This window comes from Stenotrophomonas sp. 17(2023) (genome assembly GCF_030345315.1).
GTDB classification, from domain to species: domain Bacteria; phylum Pseudomonadota; class Gammaproteobacteria; order Xanthomonadales; family Xanthomonadaceae; genus Stenotrophomonas; species Stenotrophomonas acidaminiphila.
In genome coordinates this window covers 993254-1017518 of record NZ_CP128405.1, presented here as the reverse complement: position 1 = coordinate 1017518, position 24265 = coordinate 993254, and the positions used below count along the sequence as shown (strand labels likewise).

The 24265-nt window shown below is 69.6% G+C and carries 19 protein-coding genes and 1 tRNA gene; 6 read left to right on the top strand and 14 right to left on the bottom strand.

From position 1 onward, the window contains the following. Positions 1-100: 100 nt before the first annotated feature. The 3 genes from QQA12_RS04535 to QQA12_RS04525 form a co-directional block, all read right to left on the bottom strand. Positions 101-649, bottom strand: a complete 549-nt coding sequence (locus QQA12_RS04535) for a DUF3617 family protein (protein WP_226050284.1) — start codon at positions 647-649, stop codon at positions 101-103. Positions 650-1313: 664 nt separating this feature from the next. Next, complete coding sequence (locus QQA12_RS04530; protein ID WP_054663718.1) at positions 1314-2444, bottom strand: PilT/PilU family type 4a pilus ATPase; 1131 nt, start codon at positions 2442-2444, stop codon at positions 1314-1316. Between the two features lie 132 nt (positions 2445-2576). Next, positions 2577-3614: a type IV pilus twitching motility protein PilT gene (locus tag QQA12_RS04525; RefSeq protein ID WP_104938226.1), complete on the bottom strand. Its 1038-nt coding sequence runs from the start codon at positions 3612-3614 to the stop codon at positions 2577-2579. A gap of 266 nt (positions 3615-3880) precedes the next feature. Between QQA12_RS04525 and proC the strand changes: the two genes are divergently transcribed. Next, a complete protein-coding gene (gene proC, locus QQA12_RS04520; RefSeq protein ID WP_226050203.1) occupies positions 3881-4720 on the top strand; it encodes a pyrroline-5-carboxylate reductase in 840 nt (279 codons plus the stop codon). An 88-nt stretch (positions 4721-4808) separates the two neighbouring features. Here the strand turns inward: proC and QQA12_RS04515 are convergent, their stop codons facing one another. Both QQA12_RS04515 and QQA12_RS04510 read right to left on the bottom strand, forming a co-directional pair. Continuing rightward, positions 4809-6764: an alpha/beta fold hydrolase gene (locus tag QQA12_RS04515; protein WP_054663708.1), complete on the bottom strand. Its 1956-nt coding sequence runs from the start codon at positions 6762-6764 to the stop codon at positions 4809-4811. Next, positions 6761-7747, bottom strand: a complete 987-nt coding sequence (locus QQA12_RS04510) for a DUF4105 domain-containing protein (RefSeq protein ID WP_233324909.1) — start codon at positions 7745-7747, stop codon at positions 6761-6763. The genes QQA12_RS04515 and QQA12_RS04510 overlap by 4 nt, the downstream gene beginning before the upstream one ends. Positions 7748-8203: 456 nt before the next feature. Here QQA12_RS04510 and QQA12_RS04505 point away from each other — a divergent pair, with 456 nt between their 5' ends. From QQA12_RS04505 to QQA12_RS04485, 5 genes are all read left to right on the top strand, one after another. Beyond that, positions 8204-8833, top strand: a complete 630-nt coding sequence (locus QQA12_RS04505) for an RNA polymerase sigma factor (protein WP_226050205.1) — start codon at positions 8204-8206, stop codon at positions 8831-8833. Then, positions 8808-9800, top strand: coding sequence for a FecR domain-containing protein (locus QQA12_RS04500; protein WP_226050206.1), 993 nt, complete (start codon positions 8808-8810; stop codon positions 9798-9800). Before QQA12_RS04505 ends, QQA12_RS04500 begins: the two co-directional genes overlap by 26 nt. Before the next feature lie 121 nt (positions 9801-9921). Further along, on the top strand, positions 9922-13260 hold the full coding sequence (locus QQA12_RS04495; protein ID WP_226050207.1) for a TonB-dependent receptor: 3339 nt from the start codon (positions 9922-9924) through the stop codon (positions 13258-13260). 69 nt (positions 13261-13329) lie between these two features. Further along, positions 13330-14940: an alkaline phosphatase D family protein gene (locus tag QQA12_RS04490; protein WP_226050208.1), complete on the top strand. Its 1611-nt coding sequence runs from the start codon at positions 13330-13332 to the stop codon at positions 14938-14940. Between the two features lie 82 nt (positions 14941-15022). Further along, on the top strand, positions 15023-16270 hold the full coding sequence (locus QQA12_RS04485) for a hypothetical protein (RefSeq protein WP_226050209.1): 1248 nt from the start codon (positions 15023-15025) through the stop codon (positions 16268-16270). A 120-nt stretch (positions 16271-16390) separates the two neighbouring features. Here the strand turns inward: QQA12_RS04485 and QQA12_RS04480 are convergent. The 9 genes from QQA12_RS04480 to fabD form a co-directional block, all read right to left on the bottom strand. Then, a tRNA-Val gene (locus QQA12_RS04480) sits at positions 16391-16465 on the bottom strand. Between the two features lie 157 nt (positions 16466-16622). Then, positions 16623-16976: a PilZ domain-containing protein gene (locus tag QQA12_RS04475; RefSeq protein WP_054663692.1), complete on the bottom strand. Its 354-nt coding sequence runs from the start codon at positions 16974-16976 to the stop codon at positions 16623-16625. Next, on the bottom strand, positions 16973-17932 hold the full coding sequence (locus QQA12_RS04470; RefSeq protein WP_226050210.1) for a DNA polymerase III subunit delta': 960 nt from the start codon (positions 17930-17932) through the stop codon (positions 16973-16975). The genes QQA12_RS04475 and QQA12_RS04470 overlap by 4 nt, the downstream gene beginning before the upstream one ends. Further along, entirely contained in the window at positions 17929-18990 is a 1062-nt protein-coding gene (gene mltG / locus QQA12_RS04465; RefSeq protein WP_056931878.1) for an endolytic transglycosylase MltG, read from the bottom strand. Before mltG ends, QQA12_RS04470 begins: the two co-directional genes overlap by 4 nt. Before the next feature lie 130 nt (positions 18991-19120). After that, complete coding sequence (locus QQA12_RS04460; RefSeq protein ID WP_226050211.1) at positions 19121-20464, bottom strand: aminodeoxychorismate synthase component I; 1344 nt, start codon at positions 20462-20464, stop codon at positions 19121-19123. Positions 20465-20600: 136 nt separating this feature from the next. Beyond that, positions 20601-21863 carry a beta-ketoacyl-ACP synthase II gene (gene fabF / locus QQA12_RS04455; protein WP_226050212.1) on the bottom strand — a complete coding sequence of 421 codons (1263 nt, stop codon included), beginning with the start codon at positions 21861-21863 and terminating at the stop codon, positions 20601-20603. A gap of 235 nt (positions 21864-22098) precedes the next feature. After that, positions 22099-22338 carry an acyl carrier protein gene (gene acpP, locus QQA12_RS04450; RefSeq protein ID WP_005415509.1) on the bottom strand — a complete coding sequence of 80 codons (240 nt, stop codon included), beginning with the start codon at positions 22336-22338 and terminating at the stop codon, positions 22099-22101. Between the two features lie 148 nt (positions 22339-22486). Beyond that, complete coding sequence (gene fabG / locus QQA12_RS04445) at positions 22487-23230, bottom strand: 3-oxoacyl-ACP reductase FabG (protein WP_054663678.1); 744 nt, start codon at positions 23228-23230, stop codon at positions 22487-22489. A 79-nt stretch (positions 23231-23309) separates the two neighbouring features. Further along, positions 23310-24254 (bottom strand): ACP S-malonyltransferase, encoded by a 945-nt coding sequence (gene fabD, locus QQA12_RS04440; protein WP_226050213.1) that lies wholly within the window; start codon positions 24252-24254, stop codon positions 23310-23312. Positions 24255-24265: the final 11 nt, after the last annotated feature.

The following is a 24265-nucleotide window of genomic DNA, read 5'->3' as shown; positions in this document are numbered from 1 at the left end:
ACCCGTGATTCGAATGCGGCATGTGGATTGGAAGAGCGGCCACCCGGTGGCCGCGGCTCGCGGTGCCCGCGGGACGCGGGGCCGGGGCAGGTGATGTCATTCAATGGGCATGGCCCTGGACGCGCGCGGCATCGTCGGCAACGTTCACCGTGATGCCGTTGGGCAGGAGCATGTCGCCGGCGCGCTGCCCGGCACCGCAGCGCCCCAGCCAACGCCCCTGGAACCGCACCGGGCCGACGTTGTTCTGCGGCGCCTGCGGAAACCTGACGCTGAAGGTGCCGCCATAGACCGACTGCAGGTCGCCCCACAGTTCCATGCGTCCCTGGACGGGGCTTTGGTGGGTGCTGCAGGTCGTGGCGATCTCATGGCCGCCCCCCTGCCCGGTGCGCCGGGTGACGTGCGTGCGGCTGCAGTTTTCCTGCGCCGGCAGCAGCGCCAGCAGCATGACCGGCTCCACGGCGGTGCTGGTGCATTGGCGCACCGTCACCTCGGGCTGCATCGCGCTCCCCGGGCCCTGCGCCGCATGCGCGGCCAGGGTCACCTCCCACAGTCCCGGCTTGCGTGCCGGCAGGCTCGACCCGGTGGCAGGCGAAGTGCCCTTGGCGGCCGGTGCGGCCGCTGCGACACACGGCAGCACGAGCAGCAGCACTGCGCCCAAGGGGCGCCACAGGCGCGCCAAAGGCATACCCCACGGGCACGCGGATGCGGCCCGGGCAGCTTCTTCAAGCACTGGAACCATCAAGCCCCCATTTTCAAAGCACTACCCGCCTGTGCCGCCATCCGTCGCCGGGAAGGACGAAAACCCACCCGCGCACGCACCCGCCGTCGCTGCCGTTCGGCAGCAACGCGTTACATGCAAGACAGAAGCCCCCTTCTCGGAATTGAGCGGTCGCCCGCACTTCAATTCCTACATGGGTCACATTTTCACGTGGATTTCACGAAATTACAACGACCACGTATCGCCTGCCGTTTGTCTTTCTTCCAAGGGGGCAGACTGCGCGGCATCCCCATCGGCGCAATGCGGGCCAGGCAGGGGATGACCCGCTCAATGCGGCCGGCCCGGCGCTGCCTGCCGACGCACGCACGCACGCAAACGCGACACCACGGCAGCGCGCACGCCCCGCCGCTCGCCGGCATCCACCGATGATCATCCGCACGCGCGCCAGGCGGGCGGGCCTCGCATGGCCGCCGCCACGACAATCGGGCAGAGTGGGAAAGGCCAGCCCAGGCCCGCGCTCCTCGGCGGCAGCGGGGCAGCGACAGCCGCTACTGCCCTGCCCGTCCACCGGCAGGGCCATCGGCCGGGCGCAGGTTCAGCGCGTGCCGGCGATCTCCACGCCATCGAGCCCCTGCGAAAGGGTCTTGGCATCGCCGCCCTGCGAGAGCTTGATGCGCAGGCGCACCTCGTTCTGGGAATCGGCATGGCGCAGCGCGTCGTCGTAGCTGATCTCGCCGGCCTGGTACAGCTCGAACAGGCTCTGGTCGAAGGTCTTCATGCCCAGCTGCACCGATTCCTTCATCACTTCCTTGAGCTTGTGGATCTCGCCGTCGCGGATGTAGTCCTGCACCAGCGGCGTGCCCAGCAGGATCTCCATCGCCACCCGGCGCCCCTTGCCATCGGGCGTCGGCACCAGCTGCTGCGCGACCACGCCCTTGAGGTTGAGCGAAAGGTCCATCAGCAGCTGGCTGCGGCGGTCTTCCGGGAAGAAGTTGATGATGCGGTCCATCGCCTGGTTGGCGTTGTTGGCATGCAGCGTCGCCAGCACCAGGTGGCCGGTCTCGGCGAAGGCGATGGCGTGGTCCATGCCTTCGCGGGTGCGGACCTCGCCGATCATGATCACGTCCGGCGCCTGGCGCAGGGTGTTCTTCAGCGCGGCTTCCCAGCTGTCGGTGTCGATGCCCACTTCGCGCTGGGTGATGATGCAGCCTTCGTGCTTGTGCACGAACTCGATCGGGTCCTCGATGGTGATGATGTGCCCGGTCGAATTCTGGTTGCGGTAGCCGATCATCGCCGCCAGCGAGGTCGACTTGCCGGTGCCGGTGGCGCCGACGAACAGGATGATGCCGCGCTTGGTCATCGCCAGCGTCTTGATCACCGGCGGCAGGTTCAGCTCCTCCACCGTCGGGATCCGCGTCTCGATCCGGCGCAGCACCATGCCCACCTGGTTGCGCTGGTAGAAACAGCTGACGCGGAAGCGGCCCACGCCAGACAGGCCGATGGCGAAGTTGCACTCGTGGGTCTTCTCGAACTCCTCGCGCTGCGCCGGCGTCATCACGTTGAGCACCATGTCGCGGCTCTGCTGCGGGGTGAGCGGCGTCTGCGTGATCGGGCTGATCCTGCCATGCACCTTCATCGACGGCGGCATGCCGGCGGTGATGAACAGGTCCGACGCCTTCTGGTGCGCCATCAGCTTGAGGAACGAAGTGAAATCGATGGTGCTCATAACGGGCTCCTGTGGAACCTTGATCTGCAGGCCGGCGCCGCCGCCCTCCCCCGGGGCCGACGGCGTTGCCGGTACCGACTGTACGCCTTCCCCGGCGCAACGGCGACGCGGCGTGCCGCGCCGTCCCGCGCCTTATTCGAACAGGCGCCGGTCCTTGGCGTATTCGCGGGCCTGGTTGCGGGTGATCAGGCTGCGCTTGACCAGGTCCTGCAGGTTCTGGTCGAGGGTCTGCATGCCCGCCTGCTGGCCGGTCTGGATGGCCGAATACATCTGCGCGACCTTGTCCTCGCGGATCAGGTTCCGGATCGCCGGCGTGGCCACCATGATCTCGTGCGAGGCGATGCGGCCACCGCCGACCTTCTTCAGCAGCGCCTGCGAGATCACCGCGCGCAGCGATTCGGACAGCATCGAGCGCACCATCGGCTTCTCGCCGGCCGGGAACACGTCGATGATGCGGTCGATGGTCTTGGCCGCCGAACTGGTATGCAGGGTGCCGAACACCAGGTGGCCGGTCTCCGCGGCGGTCAGCGCCAGGCGGATGGTTTCCAGGTCACGCAGTTCGCCCACCAGGATGTAGTCCGGGTCCTCGCGCAGCGCCGAGCGCAGCGCCTCGTTGAAGCCGTGGGTGTCGCGGTGCACTTCGCGCTGGTTGATCAGGCACTTCTGCGGGGTGTGCACGAATTCGATCGGATCCTCGACGGTGAGGATGTGGCCGTATTCGTTCTTGTTGATGTGGTCCACCATCGCCGCCAGCGTGGTCGACTTGCCCGAACCGGTCGGGCCGGTGACCAGGATCAGTCCCTGCGGCTGCTCGATCAGCTGGCGGAACACCGGCGGGCACGCCAGGTCCTCCAGGGTCAGGACTTCGGAGGGAATGGTGCGGAACACCGCACCGGCACCGCGGTTCTGGTTGAACGCGTTGACACGGAAGCGCGCCAGCGAGGGAATCTCGAAGGAGAAGTCGACCTCGAGGAATTCCTCGTAATCGCGGCGCTGCTTGTCCGACATGATGTCGTACACCAGGGCATGGACCTGCTTGTGGTCCAGTGCCGGGATGTTGATGCGGCGCACGTCGCCGTCGACGCGGATCATCGGCGGCAGGCCGGCGGACAGGTGCAGGTCCGAGGCCTTGTTCTTGACCGAGAACGCCAGAAGTTCAGCGATGTCCATACGCTGTGTTTCCCCGAGGTTGCGGATGGCTGGAAGGTGTTTCCCCTGCCGCGCAGTATAGCCCTCCGGCGTAAGAGGTCGATCCACCGCTGCCGATTGCAGGCAACGCGTCACAGCGGCTGCCGCGCCGGCCGCGCGACGACCGCCGTTGCCGGCGCGGCCGGTGCCCTGGCACCCCCGGGCCGCGGGTCTGGCTACACTGTCCGGCCGGGCGGCGCCTTGTGGCCGACGCCCGGGACACGCCACCCGATCGCTACGAGGCCTGCATGAGCGGCAATCACCCGACGTCTTCCCTTCCCGCCGGCATCGCCTTCGTCGGCGGCGGCAACATGGCCCGCAGCCTGATCGCGGGGGTGACCCGGGCCGGCATGCCGGCCGCCGCGATCGAGGTCGTGGAACCCCAGGACGCCCTGCGCCAGGCCCTGCAGCACGAGCACGGGGTGCGCACCGCCGCCGCCATCGCCTCGGCGGCACTGGACGCACAGGTGCTGGTGCTGGCGGTCAAGCCGCAGGTGATGGCCGCGGTCTGCGCCGAACTGGCGCCGCGGCTGCGCGCCGGCACCCTGGTCGTGTCGATCGCCGCCGGCGTCACCCTTGCCGCCCTGCGCGGCTGGCTGGGGGACGCCGCGGTACTGGTCCGCGCCATGCCCAATACCCCGGCGCTGCTGGGCGCCGGCATGACCGGGCTGTACGCCGGTGCCGAGGTCGGCAACGCCGAGCGCCAGCTCGCCCAGTCCATCCTCGCCGGTGCCGGGCAGATCCGCTGGATCGAACGCGAAGCCCTGATGGACGCGGTCACCGCGGTTTCCGGCAGCGGCCCGGCCTATGTCTTCGCCCTCGCCGAGGCGATGGAGGACGCCGCCCGCGCGCAGGGGCTGGCCGATGACGCCGCGCGGCAGATGGTGGTGCAGACCATCCTCGGCGCGGCACGCATGCTCGCCGAGGGCGGGCAGAGTCCCGGCGCCCTGCGCCAGGCCGTCACCTCGCCCAACGGCACCACCCAGGCCGCGCTGGAAACCCTGGCCGGCGGCGGTTTCCACGCCCTGGTGGGCGACGCGGTGGCCGCGGCGGCACGGCGCGGGCAGGAGCTGGCCGGCGCCGGCTGACACCAGCCGTCCACTGGCGGCACGGCCGCCGCGCATCACCGTGGACCGCTCGACCCACCAACACCGAAGCCCACCGGCGCGGATCCGCTCAGCGGTGGTCGGCGCCGTCGTGCATGCGCAGGTCCTGGCGCAGGATGCGGCGTACCTCGAGCACCGCTTCCGGGGTTTCCTGCACGCTGTGCCCGGACAGGATCACCTTCTCCGACAACGCCCCGTCCAGATGCGCGCTCCAGTACGGCACCAGGCCATCGTCGGACGCCTCCAGCGGCATGTCCGCCTTGCGCCGGGCAATGACCGAGTGGTACTTGAGCCCGGGCGCCATCGGCAGCGCGGACGAGGCGCTGATGAACGGATCGGTCGCCTTGAGGTTGTCGATGCTGTTGCCAATGCGCGGCGGCTTGGACGTGTCCGCGGACGGCTCGACGTCCTGCATGGCCAGGAACACGTCCTCGAACTTGCCCAGGATGGTCAGCGGCAGCCGCACCAGCTTGCCGATCAGGCGCCCCAGCCGGTTGCCGGCGATATCGGTGCCGCGATGCGGCGAGGCGATGAAGATCGCGCGCCCGACATCGGGCTGCGGCGAGAAGCGCGCCAGCGGGCCGAGCCGGGCCTCGACCCGGCGCAGGCGCTCGCCGCGCAGGTTGAAGCGCTCCACCGCGCCGTTCCACAGGGTGTCGCCCGATTCGCTGAGCATCAGCCGCGCGATCACCCCGCCCATGCTGTGGCCGATGAACACCATGTCGTGCGTCGCCGCCGCGGTGCGCCCCGGGTCGAAGTGGTCCAGGGTCCGGTTGAACGCGTTGCTGACGGTGTAGCGGTTCAGCGCGATCGGCGCGTTGGTCGGGTAGTACACCGACCAGATCTGGTAGTGCCGGCGCATTTCCGGATCGCCCATGATCTCGTTGGCGAGGTTGACCCAGGCCTCCGGGCTGCTGGCCAGGCCGTGCAGCATGAAGATGATGCGCCGGTCCGGGTCGTACGGCTGCATCAGGTAGATATGCGGCTCACGGATGCCCTCGCCGCGGCCGAACAGGGTGCGCAGCGACTCGGTGGCGAACCCCGACTGCGCCATCCACAGGCCGTAGGCGGCGGTGAAGTTGGCCGCCAGCGGCACCTCCTGGCCTTCCAGCCGGAGACTGGTGGTGGTGTCCGGCGACCATGCCTCCAGGCGGATCTCGCGCGTGGCCAGCACCTCGTCCAGGGTGCCGCCGCCAAAGCGCAGCAGCGCGGTGGCGTTGATCGCCGGCATCTCGCTGAACACCGGCGCCGCGACCGGGCCGGCGCCGTCCACCGGAACCGCCAGCGGCGGCGCTTCCATCACCACCACCAGCTCGGCGCCGAACCCATCGCGGCGATAGGTGCTGCGCAGGCCGGCAAAGCTCACCGAGGCGGCCGACACCAGCTGCCGCGGAACGCCATCGAGCTGCAGCCGGTCGAAATCGGAGCGGATCGTCCAGCGGTCCACCTGTACCGGGCTGCGGTAGTCGGCGCCCTCCAGCACGCGGGCGCGGGTGTGCTGGAACACCACGGCCGCGGTCTGCTCGGCGGCGTAGTTGTAGTAGTCGCGCACCTGCGTGAGCCGGTCCTCCAGGGCGCGCTCGGCCGGCGTACGCCCGCTGAAGAACAGGTAGGCATAGGCGTAACGCGCGGTCTCCAGCCAGGCATCGAGCGCGGCATCGGACAACGGATTCGCCTCACCCACCCGGGCCCGCGGCGTCAGCGCGAGCGCCTGCTGCATCCACAGTTCGGCCAGCGTGGACAGGCGCTGCTCGGCCTGCAGCCCGTCGGTGGTGGCCACGGTCTGCCGGCATGCGGGCAGGTCCCTGGCGCATTGCGCGGCGGTCAGCCCGATCACGCTCAGCGACTCCTGCGACAGCGCGCTCAGGCGTCCGCTGCTGAGGATGTCCTCGCGCTTGAGCATCGCGTAATCGGCCGGCGTGACCTGCTTGACCTTCACCATCGCGCAGCCGCTGGACAGCAGCAGCGCCGCGGCGAACAACGGAGCCAGCCAGTGGCGCATGCGCGCCTGCAGCCCATGCGTCATGGAACATGTTCCTCGGCAATGCCGGGGACGCCTTGGCGGATCCGGCGGGAAAAATCGGCCACGTCGCCCGCCTCGCGGGCGCGCTGGGTGATGCGGCCGCGCTCGCGCAGCGTGGCAAAGGGCACCCCCGGAACCAGCCCACCGACATCGTCGGCGTACTCGGCCAGGTAGCCGGAAAGCAGCAGCCGGTAGTCCAGCGGCAGCGTCGGCACGATCCGGCGCATCAGTTCGTACACGACGGTGGTGCAGTTGCTGGTCAGCGTGTTGTAGAACGCAGGCGCCCGCTCCAGCGCCTGCGCCTGCGCGACGTAGTCGCGCAGCAGCGCGCGCATCCCGTCCTGGTCCAGGCCGTGCAACCGGTAGAGATAGACCTCCTCGCCGCGCACGCTGGTGCGCACCTGCACGATGTCGCGTTCGTCGGCGGCCACCAGCACCGCCTCGAACCTGCGGAAGAAGCCGCCCAGCGCCGAGAACGATTCGCCGCGCTCCTTGCGGATCTCCAGCGAGAACACCACCTGCCGGCCGTCGGCGAAACCGAAGGAGACCAGCGTGTGCGCGATCGCCGGTCCCATCCAGTAGGACAGGATCAGGTCGACCGAACGCACCTGCGCCAGGTCGTACTCGCGCCGCTCCCAGTGGACGTCGTAGTCGTCCTCGCCGCGCCAGTGGAAATCGCGCACGTTGTCCAGCAGCAGGCGCCCGCCCTCGATGCGGGCATGCAGCGGCTGGGCGACGTCATCGGCCCATTGCCGGTCCTGGCGCGGCTGGATCGTCGCCCACCAGCCCAGCAGCAGCGCCAGTGCCGCGGCGAACACCGCGAGCGAACGCCAGCGCCGCCGGCACGCAAAGCACGCGCGCAGCGCCCACACCCCGGCAATGCACCAGGGCAGGATGACCACCCCGCGGGCCACGGTACCGCCGGGGAACTGGAACCACAGCGCCAGTGCGCCCCACGCGCCCACCGCCAGGCAGGCGAGCACCAGCCCGGACCGGCCCAATCCACGCAGAACCCGGCCCCGGGTCACCGCCCTAGCTGTCGCCAAGCACGCCCCCACGACCGTCCACCAGGCCTGTACGGCCGTCCCGCCTTCCACACCACCTGGCCGTACCTTCGCCCGCCGCCACGATCGCTCCATCCTGTTCCGTCCTCCGGCGGCGCAACGATAGCGTGCAGTCGGCGGAAAGCCGAGTGAAACCTGTACCTGCCAGGCGGGCCGCAAGCCGGTGCGCAGTGTGCCCGGGCCTGCGCAACATGGGCGGCCAGCGGTGGGCGGCACCGCGCCGGCACCGGCCCGGCGGCACACCGCCTGCGAGCATGGCAGGCCCCTGCCCAAGCACACCCGGGCAGTGCGGCCATGGCCGGCTGTAACCGGACTGCAACCGTGGCCGCGGCATGATCCCGCCCTTGCGTGCCGGGGGACGGTGCCGGGGAAGATCGCGTGTCGCTTTCAATTGAAGAGACGGGGGCAACGGATGCCCTGCTCGACGACAGCGGAAGGACGCGCTGGTTCGTACGCCACATCCTGCCGCACGAACCGGCGCTGCGTGCCTGGCTCGGGCGCCGGCACGGCGCCGGCTTCGACGTGGACGACATCATCCAGGAAAGCTACGCCCTGCTGGCCGAGCGCACGCGCCTGGACGACATCCTCAATCCGCGTGCCTATCTGTTCCAGGTCGCGCAGTCGCTGGTGATACGCAACCTGCGCCGCGCGCGGATCGTGCCGATCCAGGCGATGGAGGATTTCGGCCACGTCGAGTTCGCCGACGCCGCCGCGACCCCGGAAGAAAGCGCCATCGACCGCGATGAGCTGCGGCAGCTGGCGCAGGCCATCGCCGCCATGCCCGAGCAGACCCGCGAGGCGTTCGTGCTGCGCCGCGTGCACGACCTGCCGCAGCGGGAAATCGCCAGGCGCATGCGGCTGTCCGAAAGCACGGTTGAAAAGCACATCTCGCGTGGCATCCGCTGGCTGGGCGAATGGATCACCGCCAGCCTGGCCCGCACGCCCTCCCCCTCCACGCTGCAAACGGAAACGAGATCGACCCATGGACGGACGCGAAAGCAGCAGTGAGATCGCACGGGCCGCCGCGGCCTGGGTGGCACGGATGGATCGGGCACCGCTGTGCGCCGCCGATCAGGCACGGCTGCGCCACTGGCTGGCCGCCGACATCCGCCGCCGCGGTGCGTTGGTGCGGGCGCAGGCACTGTGGCTGAAGGCCGCCGCGGCCGGCAATGCGCTGCCACCGACACGGCTGCCGGAGCGAGCCAACGCCACCGTGCAGACCGCGCCACGCGCCCGCCACGGCAGCGCCCGCCGGCGCACGCTGCTGCGCTGGTCCGGTGCGGCAGCGGCCTCGTTGATGCTGGCGGCGCTGCTGTTCATCAGCGTTCCCGTGCCCACCGCCTACGCCACCGCCAAGGGCGAAATGCGCCGGGTGCCGCTGGTCGACGGCTCGACGCTCACGCTCAACACCCAGAGCCGGGTGCGCATCCACCAGGACGATGGCCACCTGCGGGTACAGGTGGTGCGCGGCGAAGTGTTCTTCGAGGCCGCGACCAATGCCACGCCATTACGGGTGGAAGTCGATGGCCGCCGCTTCGACGCGAACGCCGCCGCGTTCGCAGTGCGCCGGCTCGACGGCCAGCCCGCGCAGATCGTGGTGCAGAACGGCAGGCTCGATGCCGTGGACGGCAACGCGGGCGGCGCCGGCATCGGCGCCAACATGCGCCTGTCGATACCATCCGGGCGCGGCAGGGTCGCGCCCACCCCACTGTCCGCCACCGACCTGCAGCAGGAACTGGCATGGCGCGACGGCAAGATCGCCTTTCGCGGCGAGTCGCTCGCGCACGCGGCGCGCAGCTTCTCCCGCTACAGCGACATCCGGATCGTCATCGCCGACCCGGAGCTGGCCAGCGAACCCATCACCGGCCTGTTCGCCGCCAGCAACCCGGTCGGATTCGCGCGTGCCGCGGCCGCGGTGTTCGGCGCCCATGCAAGCCAGGGCGACGGCGTGGTCGTCGTCAGCCGGCAGCACTGAACCACGTCGGCGCGGCACGCCGTCCACGCACATGAATTTTTCGTGACAGATGGAGGAAGCACCCGGTGCCGCAGCTCTATGGAGGGACCCCGTCGGGCACCCCCACACCAAGAGCAGCGAGATGATCCAACCGAAGAAGCTCCTACTGGCCAGCGCCGTGGTATTCGCACTGGCCTCCGCATCGCAGGCGATGGCGCAGCAACGCAACTTCAACGTACCGGCGCAGCCGGCAGCGCACGCGATTCCCGAGTTCGCCAGCCAGGCCGGCGTGCAGATCGTGGCGCCCGCCGGTTCGCTGCAGGATGTCAGCACGCCGGCCATCCGTGGCGAGATGGATGCCCGCGACGCGCTGCGCAAACTGCTGCAGGGCACCGGGCTCGAGATCGGCTCGGACGACGGCAGCATCATCACCCTGCGCAGGAAGCAGGCCGCCGGTGGCATGCCGGCGCAGGGCACCGGCTACATCACCGGCAGCGTGTTCGACCCGGCCACCGGTGGCTTCCTGCGCAATGCTGCGGTGCGCATCGCCACCGCCGCCGGCAGCCGCACCGTGTACTCCGGCGAGCGCGGCGAATTCGCCCTGGCCGAGGTACCGGCCGGCGAGGTCACGATCAGCGTCAGCTATGCCGGCTTCGGCGACGCCGAGAAGACCGTGCGGCTGGACGGCGATGGCCGCCAACGGGTGGACATCGAGCTCTACAGCACGCTTGCCGGGCGTGGCGCGGACACCACCCTGGACACGCTGCAGGTGGTGGGCGCACGCGAAGGCGATGCACGCGCGATCATGGAACAGCGCGCGTCGATGAACATCACCAACACGCTGTCGGCCGACAGCTACGGCGAGATCATCGACGGCAACCCGGGTGAATTCCTGAAGAACATGCCGGGCGTGGATTTCGACGTCACCGCCGACGACGTGCCGCGCAACATCTCGCTGCACGGCCTGCCGCAGCAGTACACCGGAGTGACCATCAACGGCGTCAAGCTGGCTGGCGTCGATGCCAACGACGGCGCCGCGGCCTCGCGTACCTTCAGCTTCGAGCAGTCGGCCCTGACCGGCGTCGATTCGATCACCGTCTACACCACCAGCGGCGCCGACATGGACGCCAACGCCCCGGCCGGCACCATCGACATCCGCACCCGCAAGGCCTTCGACGGCAAGGGCCGGCGCATCACCGTCGACGTCAACGGCGCCACCCATTCGGCGCTGTGGGACGGATACCGCAGCGGCCCGCGCGAAGGCGGCTACGACCAGAAGTTCCTGCCCGGCTTCAAGGCCAGCTACGCCGATGTATTCCTCGATGGACGCCTCGGCGTGGCCGCGGGCATCAGCAACAGCACCAGCCTGGTCGAGCACGTGCAGACCACCGCCAACCGCAATTACGTTCCCACCGCGGCCAGCCCCGAACCTTACGCGGTCACTTCGATCGTCGGCACCAACTACGAACGCGAGTACAACCGCCGGGCCGCGTCGCTGGGCGTGGACTTCAAGGCCACCGACCAGTTGATCCTGTCGCTGATGGCGTCGGCCAGCCGCGGCGACATCGAGGCCGCGCAGCCCGCACCCACGTTCACCACCAACGCCCGCTCGCGCGGCGTGCAGGGCGACCCGGTGCTGGATTTCGTCACCCGCTCGGCCGCCACCGCCACCACCCTGAGCACGGCCAGCACCTACAACTACAAGTTCGGCCACAGCCGCAACGTGATCCCCAGCTTCGAGTGGAGCACCGAGAAGTTCCGGCTGGCCGGCAACCTGTTCTACTCCAACTCCGACAGCCAGTACGATTCGACCCGCAAGGGCCAGGTGCAGACCTTCAACCCGGTCACCTCGACCGGCAACTTCAGCGCATCGCGCAGCAGCCAGTACGAGCAGGACTGGAACATCGTCCAGACCAGCGGCCCGGACTGGAGTCTGCCGTCGAGCTATACCTTCAGCGGCCCGGCGACGGTCACCACCCGCAGCGGCAAGACCGCCGAGGCACGCAACACCGGCGGCAGCCTGGACCTGAGCATCTACCAGGACATCGGCCGCGTGCCGGTGACCTGGAAGACCGGCCTGAAGCTGTCCACCACCCGCTACGCCTACGAGAACACCTCGGCCGCGCACAAGTGGGTCTACACCGGGCCGATGGGCAAGGCCGAACTGCTCGAGTACATCCGCAGCGACAACGCGTTCACCTTCGGCCGCGGCGGCATGACCGTCACCACCTTGAATGGCGGCAGCCTGTACATGCCCAGCCTGACCCGGCTGTACCAGATGATGCAGGCCAACCCCGAGCAGTGGACCAACACGCTGACCGCGGCGAACTGGTACGACGCCCATGTCGCCAACTCACGCCGCCTGGACGAGCAGATCGGTTCGGCCTACCTCATGGCGACGGCCGACTTCAGCCAGCGCCTGAAGGGCCAGTTCGGCGTGCGCTGGGAACAGACCCGCAACACCGGCTACGAGTTCGATCCGCTCAGCGCGCAGGAGCTGGCGGCCGCAGGCCATGCGGTCGATCCCGCCAGCGGCCGCGCCACCACCATCGACGGGCTGAAGTACCAGTACCTCACCCGCGACCGGATCGAACGCCGCAGCCGCTACGACGACTTTTTCCCCAGCGTCTCGCTGAAGTACTCCTTCGACAATGGCCTGGACCTGATCGCCGGCTACAACCGCGCCATCCAGCGGCCCGACGTGGGCATGATCGCCGGCGTGTGGTCGGTGGCCGAGACCGAGGACGGGACCGTGGTGACGGCGCCGAACACCAGCCTGAAGCCCGAGTATTCGGACAACTTCGCGCTGCGCGCGGTGAAGTACTGGGAACCGGTCGGGCTGGTCGCGCTGAACTACTACCACAACCGCATCAGCAACGGCATCGTCGCCCGCAACCTGTCGGCCCAGGAATTCGGCTACACCGGCGACCTGTATGCCGACGCGATCTTCAGCACGTCGGCCAATCAGTCCGACCAGGCCATCAGCGTCGATGCCTGGCAGCTGGAATTCAACCATGCCATGGACTACCTGCCCGGCGTCCTGCGCGGCCTGACCGTGCGTGGCGCGTACATGTACGCCAACCCGTCCGAGCCGCTGCCGCGGGTGGCCTCGCAGGTCGCCCAGTTCGGCGTGGGCTGGAAGCACGGCCGGGTGCGGCTGAGCCTCAACAGCGTCTATTCCAACGAGAAAGACCGCGGCCAGACCGGCAACATCACCACGCCGGGCGGGACCATCACCCAGTCGCAGCCGTTCATTCCCTATGCCGAAGTCAACCTGTCGGGCAGCTACACCGTCATCCGCAAGACCCGCGACAACGTCATGGGGCTGGAGGCGTATTTCTCGGTGAACAACCTGCTCAGGCGCCACCGCGGCACCTGGTATCCGAACGACGAGATCTGGCCCGGCAGCGCCGGGCATCACAGCCAGATCGACATCTACAGCGGCCAGAAGGCATCGATCGGCATCCGCGCCCGCTTCTGAGCAGGCCGTCCACATCCATCCGGCGCGCGCACCGCAGGGTGCGCCGCCTCCTGCATATCGAGGATGACCATGCGCACGTTTCCCGAACTGAGCCGCCGCAGGTTCCTGCTCGGTGCCAGCTCGCTGGCCCTGTTCGCCGGGCTTGCCCCGGCACGCGGCGTACACGCCGCGCCGAAGCTCGACGGCTACCCCTTCACCCTCGGCGTCGCCTCGGGCGACCCGTGGCCCGATGGTTTCGTCATCTGGACCCGACTCGCGCCCAGGCCGCTGCACGAGCACGGCGGCATGCCGATGGTCGCGGTACCGGTGAAGTGGCAGGTGGCCGAGGACGCGCACTTCGCGCGCGTCGTACAGAGCGGCGAGTACCTGGCACGGCCCGAACTCGGCCACAGCGTGCACGTGGAAGTGGCCGGGCTGCAGCCCGCGCGGCCGTACTGGTACCGCTTCATGGTCGACGGCAGCGATGCCAGCACGACCGGCACCGCGCGCACCGCGCCGCGCGCCGGCGATGTCCCGGAACGCCTGCGCATCGCCGTGGCTGGTTGCCAGGCCTACTTCCATGGCTGGTTCGATGCCTACCGCCATCTCAGCGGGGAGCACGACCTCGACGCGCTGTTCCATTACGGCGACTACATCTACGAAGGCAGCGAGGCGGCATCGCGCAAGGCCGGGTACGCGATCCACGACGCGGCCGGCAACCCGGTCGAGCGCCTGCACCATGGCGACGAGCTGTACACGCTGGACGACTACCGGCGCCGCTACGCGCAGTACAAGAGCGACGCCGACCTGCAGGCCGCGCATGCCGCCGTTGCCTTCATCTGCTCGTTCGACGACCACGAGGTGGACAACGACTGGAACGGCATCTGGGACCAGGACCGCACCCCGCCGGAACTGTTCGCACTGCGCAGGCTGCACGCGATGCAGGCCTGGTACGAGAACTCGCCGGTGCGCCGCGCCCAGCTGCCGCGCGCGGACGGCGGCACCCGCTATTTCCGGCGCCTGGATTACGGCAACCTGCTGCGCATGCACGTGCTGGACACGCGCAGCCACCGCGGCAACCAGATCTGCCCCAACCCCAGGGCGCTGGCCAAATGCCGCTTCGAGCAGGGCCAGGACTCGAGCATCCTCGGCGCGGAACAGGAAGCCTGGCTGCATGCAGGCCTGGGCGGCGGCAGCCGCTGGAACCTCATCGCGCAGCAGGTATGGGTGATGCCGCTGCAGGGGCGCGACCCCGACGGCCGCCTGCACGGCGCGTATGAGGACAAGTGGGATGGCTTCCCGGATTCGCGGCGACGCCTGGTCCAGGGCATCCACGACCGCAGACTCGGCAACGTGGTCATCGCCACCGGCGATGCGCACATGAATGCCGTGGCCGAAGTGCCGCTGCGCGACGACGAACGCGACGGCCCCGCGGTGGCGACCGAGTTCCTCGCCACCTCGATCTCGTCCAATGGCGACGGCGCGGTCGATTCGCCGAGCGTGCGCCGCTTCGGCCAGGCCGACAACCCGTTCCTGAAGCTGATCGACAACCTGCGCGGTTACCACCTCCACGAGATCAGCGCCACGCAATGGCGCACCGACATCAAGGTGATGGACCAGGTCCAGCGCAAGGGAGGGCGGCTTTCCACCCGGGCCAGCTTCATCGTCGAACCGCACGTGCCGAAGCTGCACCGAGCATGACGGCCACGCCGGCATTTCCACGTCCATGTCCACATCGGCATTCCCGCGGCTGCCGATCGGCCGCGATGCACCCCACGAGCCCATGAACACACGCCTCCTGCTCCTCGCCTTGCCGGTGCTGGCCACCAGCGCCTTCGCACAGCCGCCGGAAATCGGCCAGCCGCTGCCGTCCTGGCGCGAAGGCGAACTGGACATCCACCACATCAACACCGGGCGCGGCGACGCCCTGTTCTTCATCCTTCCCGACGGCACCACCCTGCTGGAAGACGCCAGCGGCAAGACGCTGGAGGCTGCGCCGTTCTCGTTGCCGAGCCGCCCCGATGCCTCGCGCCCGCCGGGCGAATGGGTCGCGCGCTACGTACAGCGGGTGATGCCGCCCGGCCATGGCGGCATCGACTACGCGCTGCTCTCGCATTTCCATGGCGACCACATGGGCGCGATCACCGCCGACTCCCCGCTCGCCGCCAACGGCGCCTACCGGCTCAGCGGCATCACCCAGGTCATGGAGTCCGTGCCGATCGCCACGATCCTGGACCGCGGCTGGCCGCATTACGATTTCCCCACGCCGATCCGCAACGCCACGGTCGACAACTACCGCCGGTTCCTCGACTGGCAGATCCGGCACCGTGGCCTGAAGGTGGAGCGCTTCGCACCGGGCCGCAACGACCAGATCGCCCTGCTGCATGCGGCCGGCAACTACCCGGGCTTCGAGATCCGCAACCTGTACGGCAACGGCCAGGTCTGGACCGGCAAGGGCAACGGCACGCGCGAACTGTTCCCGCCGCTGCACACCCTGGGCAAGGACCAGCAGCCGATCGAGAACATCCTCAGCAACGCCTTCGTCATCCGCTATGGCAGGTTCGATTACTTCAGCGGCGGCGACCTCAGCGACGAGCGCGTCGCCCTGCCCGATGGCGACGGCGCCTGGCAACAGGTGGAACGGCCGGTGGCCGAAGCCGCCGGCCCGGTCGATGCGATGAAGGCCAACCACCACGGCAGCTGGGATGCCAACAGCGCCGCGTTCCTGGCGGCGCTGCGGCCACGCGTGATCGTGGTGACCGCGCGCGCCGAAGGCCACCCGGCGGTGAACACCTGGCACCGGCTCACCTCGAAGGCACTGTGGCCCGGCGAGCGCGACATCTTCGTCACCCACGTATCCGAGGCCACCGCGCGCACCACCTACGGCATCGAGCGGCAGGCGCGCAGCACCCAGGGCCACGTGGTGATCCGCACCGCCCCGGGCGGCGACAGCTACCGCGTATTCGTGCTCGATGACGGCGACGAGCGGATGCGGGTCAAGGCGGTGTCCGGCCCCTACGCGGCGCAGTGACGGCAACCGGTCGCATCGCGCAACCCGCGGCGCGTACCGGACGGCGGGCGGTCCAGACCGCAGGAGGCAAAACGCAAAAGACCGGCCTGGGGCCGGTCTTCATGCGTTGCAACGGTGTCTTGGTGGGCGGTGCAGGGTTCGAACCTGCGACCCTTGCCGTGTGAAGGCAATGCTCTACCGCTGAGCTAACCGCCCGTGTTGCGAGCCGCTCATTATAGGGGGAATCGCGAAGACGTCAACGGATCGATGCAACTTTTTTGCGGGCCCGGTCCGGCACCGCGACGGGCCCGCCAAGGGGCCCGCCTGCACGCGCATCCTGCGCCCTTTGGGGAGCCGGAGGCGCCCACGCCGCCTACATGGTGTGGGTCGGCTTGTCCGAACCGGCGGTGCCGGCCAGCAGGGTCTCGATGCGGCCGCGGATGGCCTCGCCATCGGCACCGTCGGCCAACTGCACGCCGATCCCGGCCTGGCGGTTGCCCTGCGCGCCCAGCGGCGTGACCCAGACCACCTTGCCGGCCACCGGCAGGCGCTCGCTGGAATCGGGCAGGGTCAGCAGCACGAACACTTCGTCGCCCACGAAATAGCGCTTGGGCGTGGGCACGAACACGCCGCCGTTCTTCACGAACGGCATGTAGGCGCTGTACAGCGCGGCCTTGTCCTTGACCGCCAGGGAAAGAATGCCCTGGCGCGCGTTCGTCGCACTCATCGATTGTTTCCTTTGGATGGCGGCGGGTTGGCCGCAGCCCAGCCCAGCAGCAGCTCCACCATCGCCAGATCGGCGCGCACCGTGGTGCGCAGCAGGTCGCGGGTGCGGTTGGCGGCATCGAACCAGGCGGCCAGCTTGTGCAATCGGCCCGGATCGGTCAAGCCGTCGGTGGCCCGGCGCAGGGCCAGGTCGGCGGCATGCCGCAGGCGCAGGTCGGCATGCTCGTCGCCGCTCCAGCGCTGGGCCAGCTCCACCGCGCCGACGCGTCCGCCGGCGAGCCTGTCCAGTTCCTCGGCCACCTGCCGGCGCAGCGCCATGCCCTCGCCCTGCAGCCAGCGGTCGGCCAGCCCGGGATGGCCGCGTGCGGCGTCGAGCGCTTCGCGCGCGGCGCCTTCGGCATGTCCCTGGCGCTGCAGCCAGGCCAGCGCCTCCTCGCGCGCCGGCAGCCGGAACTCCAGCCGCTGGCAACGGCTGCGGATGGTCTGCGGCAATCGCGCCGGGTCGGCGCTGACCAGCCACAGGTAGCGGCCCGGCGCGGGTTCCTCCAGCGTCTTGAGCAGCGCGTTGCAGGCGGCACGGTTGATCGCATCGGCCGGGTCGACGATCACCACCTGGGCCGCGCCGTACTGCGGCGTCAGCGCCAGCTTCTGCGAGATCTCGCGCACCTGTTCGATCACGATCTCGGTACGCAGCTTGTCGCCGGTCTTGTTGGGGATGAATGACACCACCTGCAGGTCCGGGTGGGTGCCGGCGGCGATCAGCTGCGCGTTGCGCGTGCGCCCGGCCGCATCCATGCCGGTATCCAGCACGTGGCGGGCCAGCGCCATCGCCACCGCGCGCTTGCCCATGCCGGCCGGCCCGCACAGCAGCAGGCCATGGCCGAGGCGGCCGGCATCCAGCGCCGCCACGGTCTGGTCATGGGCGCGCTGCTGCCAGGGGGCGAAAACGTCGCTCACTGCTGCGCCTCCGCCGCGCGGTTCCCGCGCAGCTGGCGCAGGTAGCGCGCCACGGCCGCGTTGTGTTCGGCGTAGGTCGCCGAGAACACGTGCGCACCGCTGCCGTCGCCGACCGCCACGAAGTACAGCGCGTCGCCCGGCGCCGGGCGCGCAGCCGCGGCCAGCGCATCCTTGCCGGGCATGGCGATCGGCGTGGGCGGCAGGCCGGCCCGGGTATAGGTGTTGTACGGCGTGTCGGTGGTCAGGTGGACCTTGCGGATGTTGCCGTCGTAGGCGCTGCCGATGCCGTAGATCACGGTCGGGTCGGTCTGCAGGCGCATGCCCATTTTCAGGCGGCGCGCGAACACCCCGGCGATCTGCGGCCGCTCGGCGGCCAGGCCGGTTTCCTTCTCCACGATCGAGGCCAGGATCAACAGTTCGTAGGGCGAAGCCAGCGGCAGGTCGTCGCTGCGCGCGGCCCAGGCCGCGGCCAGTTCCTTTTCCATCGCCGCATGGGCGCGCCCGAGCACGTCCAGGTCGCTGTCGCCGCGCTGGTAGACATAGGTTTCCGGCAGGAAACGGCCTTCCGGATGCTGGTCGGGGAAACCCAGGCGGCGCATCAGCTCGGCATCGTCCAGCGCATCGGTTTCGTGCAGCAGCGGCTCGGCCCGCCGCAGCGCGGCGCGCAGCTGGCGGATGTTCCAGCCCTCGACGATGGTCACGCGGTGCTGCAGCACCTTGCCCTGGCGCATGCGCAGCAGCAGTTCGCGCGGGGTGATCGCGTCATCCAGCGCGTACTCGCCCACCTTGAGCTTGCCGGCGGCGTCGAGCTGGCGTGCCAGCAGTTGCCACTGGTAATCGCGGCCTTCGCCGATGCCGGCCTGGCGCAGCTTGCCGAGCACGGCATTGAGTCCGTCGCCGCGGGCGACCACCACGCTGTCCTGGCTCGGCGTGAGCCGCACCTCGGCGAACTGCACCTGCCGGTAGTAGAACCAGCCGCCGATGCCGACGACGATGCCGGCCAGCGTCAGCAGCAGCAACAGCACCGTCAGCAGACAGCCGCGTTTGCCAAGCCCCATGGATTACCTCAAAGTCCGATCCTGCCGCGCAGGATACCGCGCGCCGCGTCACGGCCGCCAAGCAATCGCCCGGCGCGGCTGCCGGCGTTGATGGCCCGGCAGGCTGACCGCCATGGCGACGGCCGCGGCGCTACAGCGCGCGCAGCAGGCCGCGGGCCTTGGCGCGGGTCTCGTCCAGTTCGCGCGACGGGTCGGAATCGACCACGATGCCGGCGCCGGTGCGGAAACACACGGTATCGCCCTGCACCTCGGCGGTGCGGATCAGGATGTTCAGGTCCATGTCGCCATCGCGGTTGAGCCAGCCGAACGCGCCGGTGTAGGCGCCCCGCGCGGTCTGCTCCAGCTCGGCGATGATTTCCATGCAGCGCACCTTGGGGCAGCCGGTGATGGTGCCGCCAGGGAAGGTTGCGGCGATCACCTGCCCCGGGGTCACCTCGGGGCGCAGCCGCGCGCGCACGTTGCTGACGATGTGGTGCACGTGGGCGTAGCTTTCGACCGTCATCAGCTCGTCCACCTCGACGCTGCCCGGCGCCGCGATGCGGCCCAGGTCGTTGCGCTCCAGGTCGATCAGCATCACGTGCTCGGCGCGCTCCTTGGGGTGGCCGACCAGTTCGCGGATGCGCGCGGCATCGTCGTCGCCGTCGAAGCGCGGGCGGGTGCCGGCGATCGGCCGGGTCTGCACCACGTCGCCTTCGACCGACACCAGCCGCTCCGGCGAAGAACTGACCACCGCGCGCCCGGCCGCATCGAACAGCCCGGCGAATGGCGCCGGATTGGCCTGGCGCAGGCGCGCGTACAGCGCCGCCGGCGCCAGCGGTCGCGCGAAGCGCGCCTGCCAGCGGCGCGAGAGATTGACCTGGAACACATCGCCGGCATGCAGGTAGTCGATCACCCGGCGGACACCGTCGATGAACTGCGCGTCGGCGTCCTCGTCCAGCGCCAGCGGCGGCTGCCAGGCCGGCAGGTCCGGTAGTTGCCGCGCCGCGTGCAGGTCCTGCCGCAGCTGCTCGAACACGGCGTCGCGGCCGTCCTCGGCCAGCGCCATGCAGCGCCCGCTGTCGCGGTCGCGCAGCACCGCCGCCGGGCAGCGCAGGGCCAGCGCCGGGGGCAGTCCGTCGCTGCGCTGCGGCAGGCGCAGCACCGGCTCGACCTGCCCGGCCAGCTCGTAATCGAGCAGCAGCGCCCAGCCACCGCGGAACGGAACCCCCGCGGCAGCCGGGTCGCGCGCGGTGCGCAGCGCCTGCCAGTCGCGGTCCAGTGCGTCCAGGAAGCCGCCTTCGACCGGCGTACCGTCTTCGCGCCGCACCGTGCCATCGGCATCAAGCCGCAGTTGGCCGCCATCGGCGACCAGCAGCAGGTCCCAGCGCCCCTGGCGGCCGGCGGCGGTGGATTCGAGCAGCAGCGGGTAGCGCTGCGGGGCGAGCCGATGCAGCGCCAGCAGGTCGGTGTCGGCGTGCAGGGGGAAAAGATGCATCGATGGCCCGGAGATCAGGAGGGCGGTGCCTTCCGCCGACGGGAGAGGATTCCCTGCGGGGCGGGTGGACGCGGCCATGACCCCGTGCGCCCGCGTGCCGCCCCTCTCCCGGCGGGGAGAGGGTACAGCCGCTGGATCAGACGCGCTTGAACACCAGCGTGCCGTTGGTGCCGCCGAAGCCGAAGCCGTTGGACATCACCACGTCGACCTTGGCCTGGCGCGCGACGTTGGGCACGTAGTCCAGGTCGCAGCCTTCGCCCGGCTGGTCCAGGTTGATGGTCGGCGGGATCACGTTGTCGCGCAGCGCCAGCACCGAGAAGATGGCTTCCACGCCGCCGGCGGCGCCGAGCAGGTGGCCGGTCATCGACTTGGTGGAGCTGACCATCATCCGGTAGGCGTGGTCGCCGAAGGCGGTCTTCATCGCCATGGTCTCGCCCACGTCGCCCAGCGGCGTCGAGGTGCCGTGCGCGTTGAGGTAACCGACCTGCTCCGGGGTGACGCCGGCGTCCTTCATCGCCGCGACCATGCAGCGCGCGGCGCCTTCGCCGTTCTCGCTCGGTGCGGTCATGTGGTACGCGTCGGAGCTGGCGCCGAAACCGGCCAGCTCGCAGTAGATCTTCGCGCCGCGCGCCTTGGCGTGCTCGTATTCCTCGAGGATCAGGATGCCGGCGCCGTCGCCCAGCACGAAGCCGTCGCGGTCCTTGTCCCACGGCCGCGAGGCGCGGGTCGGGTCGTCGTTGCGGGTGGACATGGCCTTCATCGCGCAGAAGCCGCCCACGGCGGTCGGCGAGGAGCCGCGCTCGGCGCCGCCGACCACCATCACGTCCGCGTCGCCGTACTGGATCATGCGCATGGCGGTGCCGATGGAATGATTGGACGTGGCGCAGGCCGAAACCGCCGAGAACGACGGCCCCTTCAGGCCGGCGATGATGCTCAGCTGCCCCGGCAGCATGTTGATGATGGTCTTGGGCACGTAGAAGGGCGAGATCTTCCTGCCCTCGTGGAACTCGATGGTCTGTTCCTCGATGCCCAGCAGGCCGCCGATGCCGGCGCCGACGATGGCACCGACCCGCTCGGCGTTGGCTTCGGTGATCTCCAGGCCCGAATCGTGCAGGGCCATGAACGAGGCACCGAGGCCGTAATGGATGAACGGGTCCATCTTCTTGGCATCCTTGCCACTGACCCGGTATTTGCCGAACTGTTCGTTGTCGGCGGTGATGTCGAAATCCTTGACCTCACCTGCGATCTTGGTGGTGAAGCGTTCCAGGTAGGCGTCGGCGATATGGGTCAGCGGACCGATGCCGGAACGGCCTTCGATGATGCCCTGCCAGCTGCTGGCCAGATCATTGCCCAGGGGCGAGACCATGCCCAGGCCGGTAACGACGACACGACGCTTCATTGCGGTTTCTCCTGACCCGGTGCTCGATGCGGGTATGACGCGGGGGACGCGGATGCACATGGCCGTTCACGGCCGGATTACGGACTGCGTGGACCTGCCGCTGGCGCGGCTTCCACACCAACCGGACGGGGCCGCTGCGCGGCCGGCGCCCGAATGGGATGGGGCCGCTGTCGCGGCCCCATGGGCTTGCCGTGCGCGGCGTGCGGAACTGCCGCCGCGCATCAGCCGCCGGTCATCAGGCCTTGACGTGGGCCTTGATGTAATCGATGGCGGCCTGCACGGTGCTGATCTTCTCGGCTTCTTCGTCCGGGATCTCGCACTCGAACTCTTCTTCCAGCGCCATCACCAGTTCGACGGTGTCCAGCGAGTCAGCGCCCAGGTCATCGACGAACGATGCGCTGTTGGTGACTTCCTCTTCCTTGACGCCAAGCTGTTCGACGACGATTTTCTTGACGCGTTCTTCGATGGTGCTCATTGGATATCGCTCCAGATGGAGTAGTGGTTCAAAAGGCGCCATCGGAAGCGATGGCCGTGGGATAGTGTAGTGGAAAGCGCCGGGGCCTTGCATTCTGGGAAAATGCCCCGGCGATCAACCACTTGGGCGCGTTCCCTGCGCCTCACGCTTACGGCATGTACATGCCGCCGTTCACGTGGAGGGTTTCGCCGGTGATGTAGCTGGCCGACGGGCCGGCCAGGAATGCCACCGCGCGCGCGATGTCCGCCGGCTCGCCGAGGCGGCCGAGCGCGATCTGGCCGAGCATCGCGGTCTTGGCGTCCTCGGGCAGATCCTTGGTCATGTCGGTGTCGATGAAGCCCGGTGCCACGACATTCACGGTCACTCCGCGGCTGCCGATTTCCTTGGCCAGCGACTTGGAGAACGCGATGATGCCGGCCTTGGCCGCGGCGTAGTTGGCCTGGCCCGCGTTGCCGGTCACGCCGATCACCGAGGCGATGTTGATGATGCGGCCCTTGCGTGCCTTCATCATGCCGCGCATCACCGCCTTGGAAGTGCGGTACACGCTGGTCAGGTTGGTGTCGAGGATCGCCTGCCAGTCCTCGTCCTTCATGCGCATCAGCAGGTTGTCGCGGGTGATGCCGGCGTTGTTGACCAGGATGGTGATGGCACCGAATTCCTTGCCCACCGCGTCGATCAGCGCGTCGACCGCGCCGGGCTCGGTGACGTTCAGCGCGCGGCCGTGGCCGCCCTGCGCGGCCAGGCGTGCGCCGATGGCGGCGGCGCCGGATTCGGTGGTGGCGGTACCGATGACGGTCGCGCCCTGCGCGGCCAGTTCGTCGGCGATGGCCGCGCCGATGCCACGGCTGGCGCCGGTGACGAGCGCGATTTCACCCTGCAATGGCTTGCTCATGCGGTTTCCTCTTGGTGCGCCGCAGGCTGCGGCTGCAGGTCGGGGCCGGGCGCGGACGCCGGCGGCCGTATCGTAGGGGTCAGGCGGCCCACTCTTCCAGCGCGCCGGCGAAATCGGCCGGGGTGGCGAGCGAACGGCCATCGATGCTCTTGTCGATGCGCTTGACCAGGCCGGTCAGCACCTTGCCCGGGCCGCATTCGGCCACGCGGGTCACGCCGCGCGCGGCCAGCGCCTGCACGCAACCGGTCCACTGCACCGGCAGGTACAGCTGGCGCACCAGCGCGTCGCGGATGGCGTCCACGCCCTCATGGACCTGGGCGTCGACGTTCTGCACCACCGGCAGCGACGGCATGCGCCAGTCCAGCCCGGCCATGGCCGCGGCCAGCCGGTTGGCGGCCTCGCGCATCAGCGGCGTATGCGAAGGCACGCTCACGGCCAGCTTGACCGCCTTGCGCACGCCCTTGTCCGCCAGCAGCGCCAGCGCGCGGTCGACCGCCGCGGCGTCGCCGCCGATCACGATCTGGCCCGGGGAGTTGAAATTGGCCGGCACCACCACCTGGCTGCCGCTGGCCTGTTCGCAGATTTCCTGCACCAGCGCATCCTCGGCGCCGAGCACCGCGGCCATGGCGCCAACGCCTGTCGGCGCGGCCTCCTGCATCAGCTGGCCGCGCAGCCGCACCAGGTGTGCGCCATCGCGCAGCGACAGCGCGCCGGCCGCGACCAGCGCGGTGTACTCGCCCAGGCTGTGCCCGGCCAGCACGGCCGGCATGGCGCCGTTGTTCGCACCCCACAGCCGCCACACCGCGATGCCCGCGGCCAGCAGCGCCGGCTGGGTGTATTCGGTGCGGTTGAGCTGCTCTTCCGGGCCACCCTGCGACAGTGCCCACAGATCCACGCCGGCGCCCTCGGAGGCTTCGGCGAAGGTATCGCGGACCTGCGGGTGCAGTTCGGCCAGTTCGGCAAGCATGCCCAGCGACTGGGAACCCTGGCCGGGGAATACGAAAGCGAGTCGGGAGTCAGTCACGCGGTCATCTG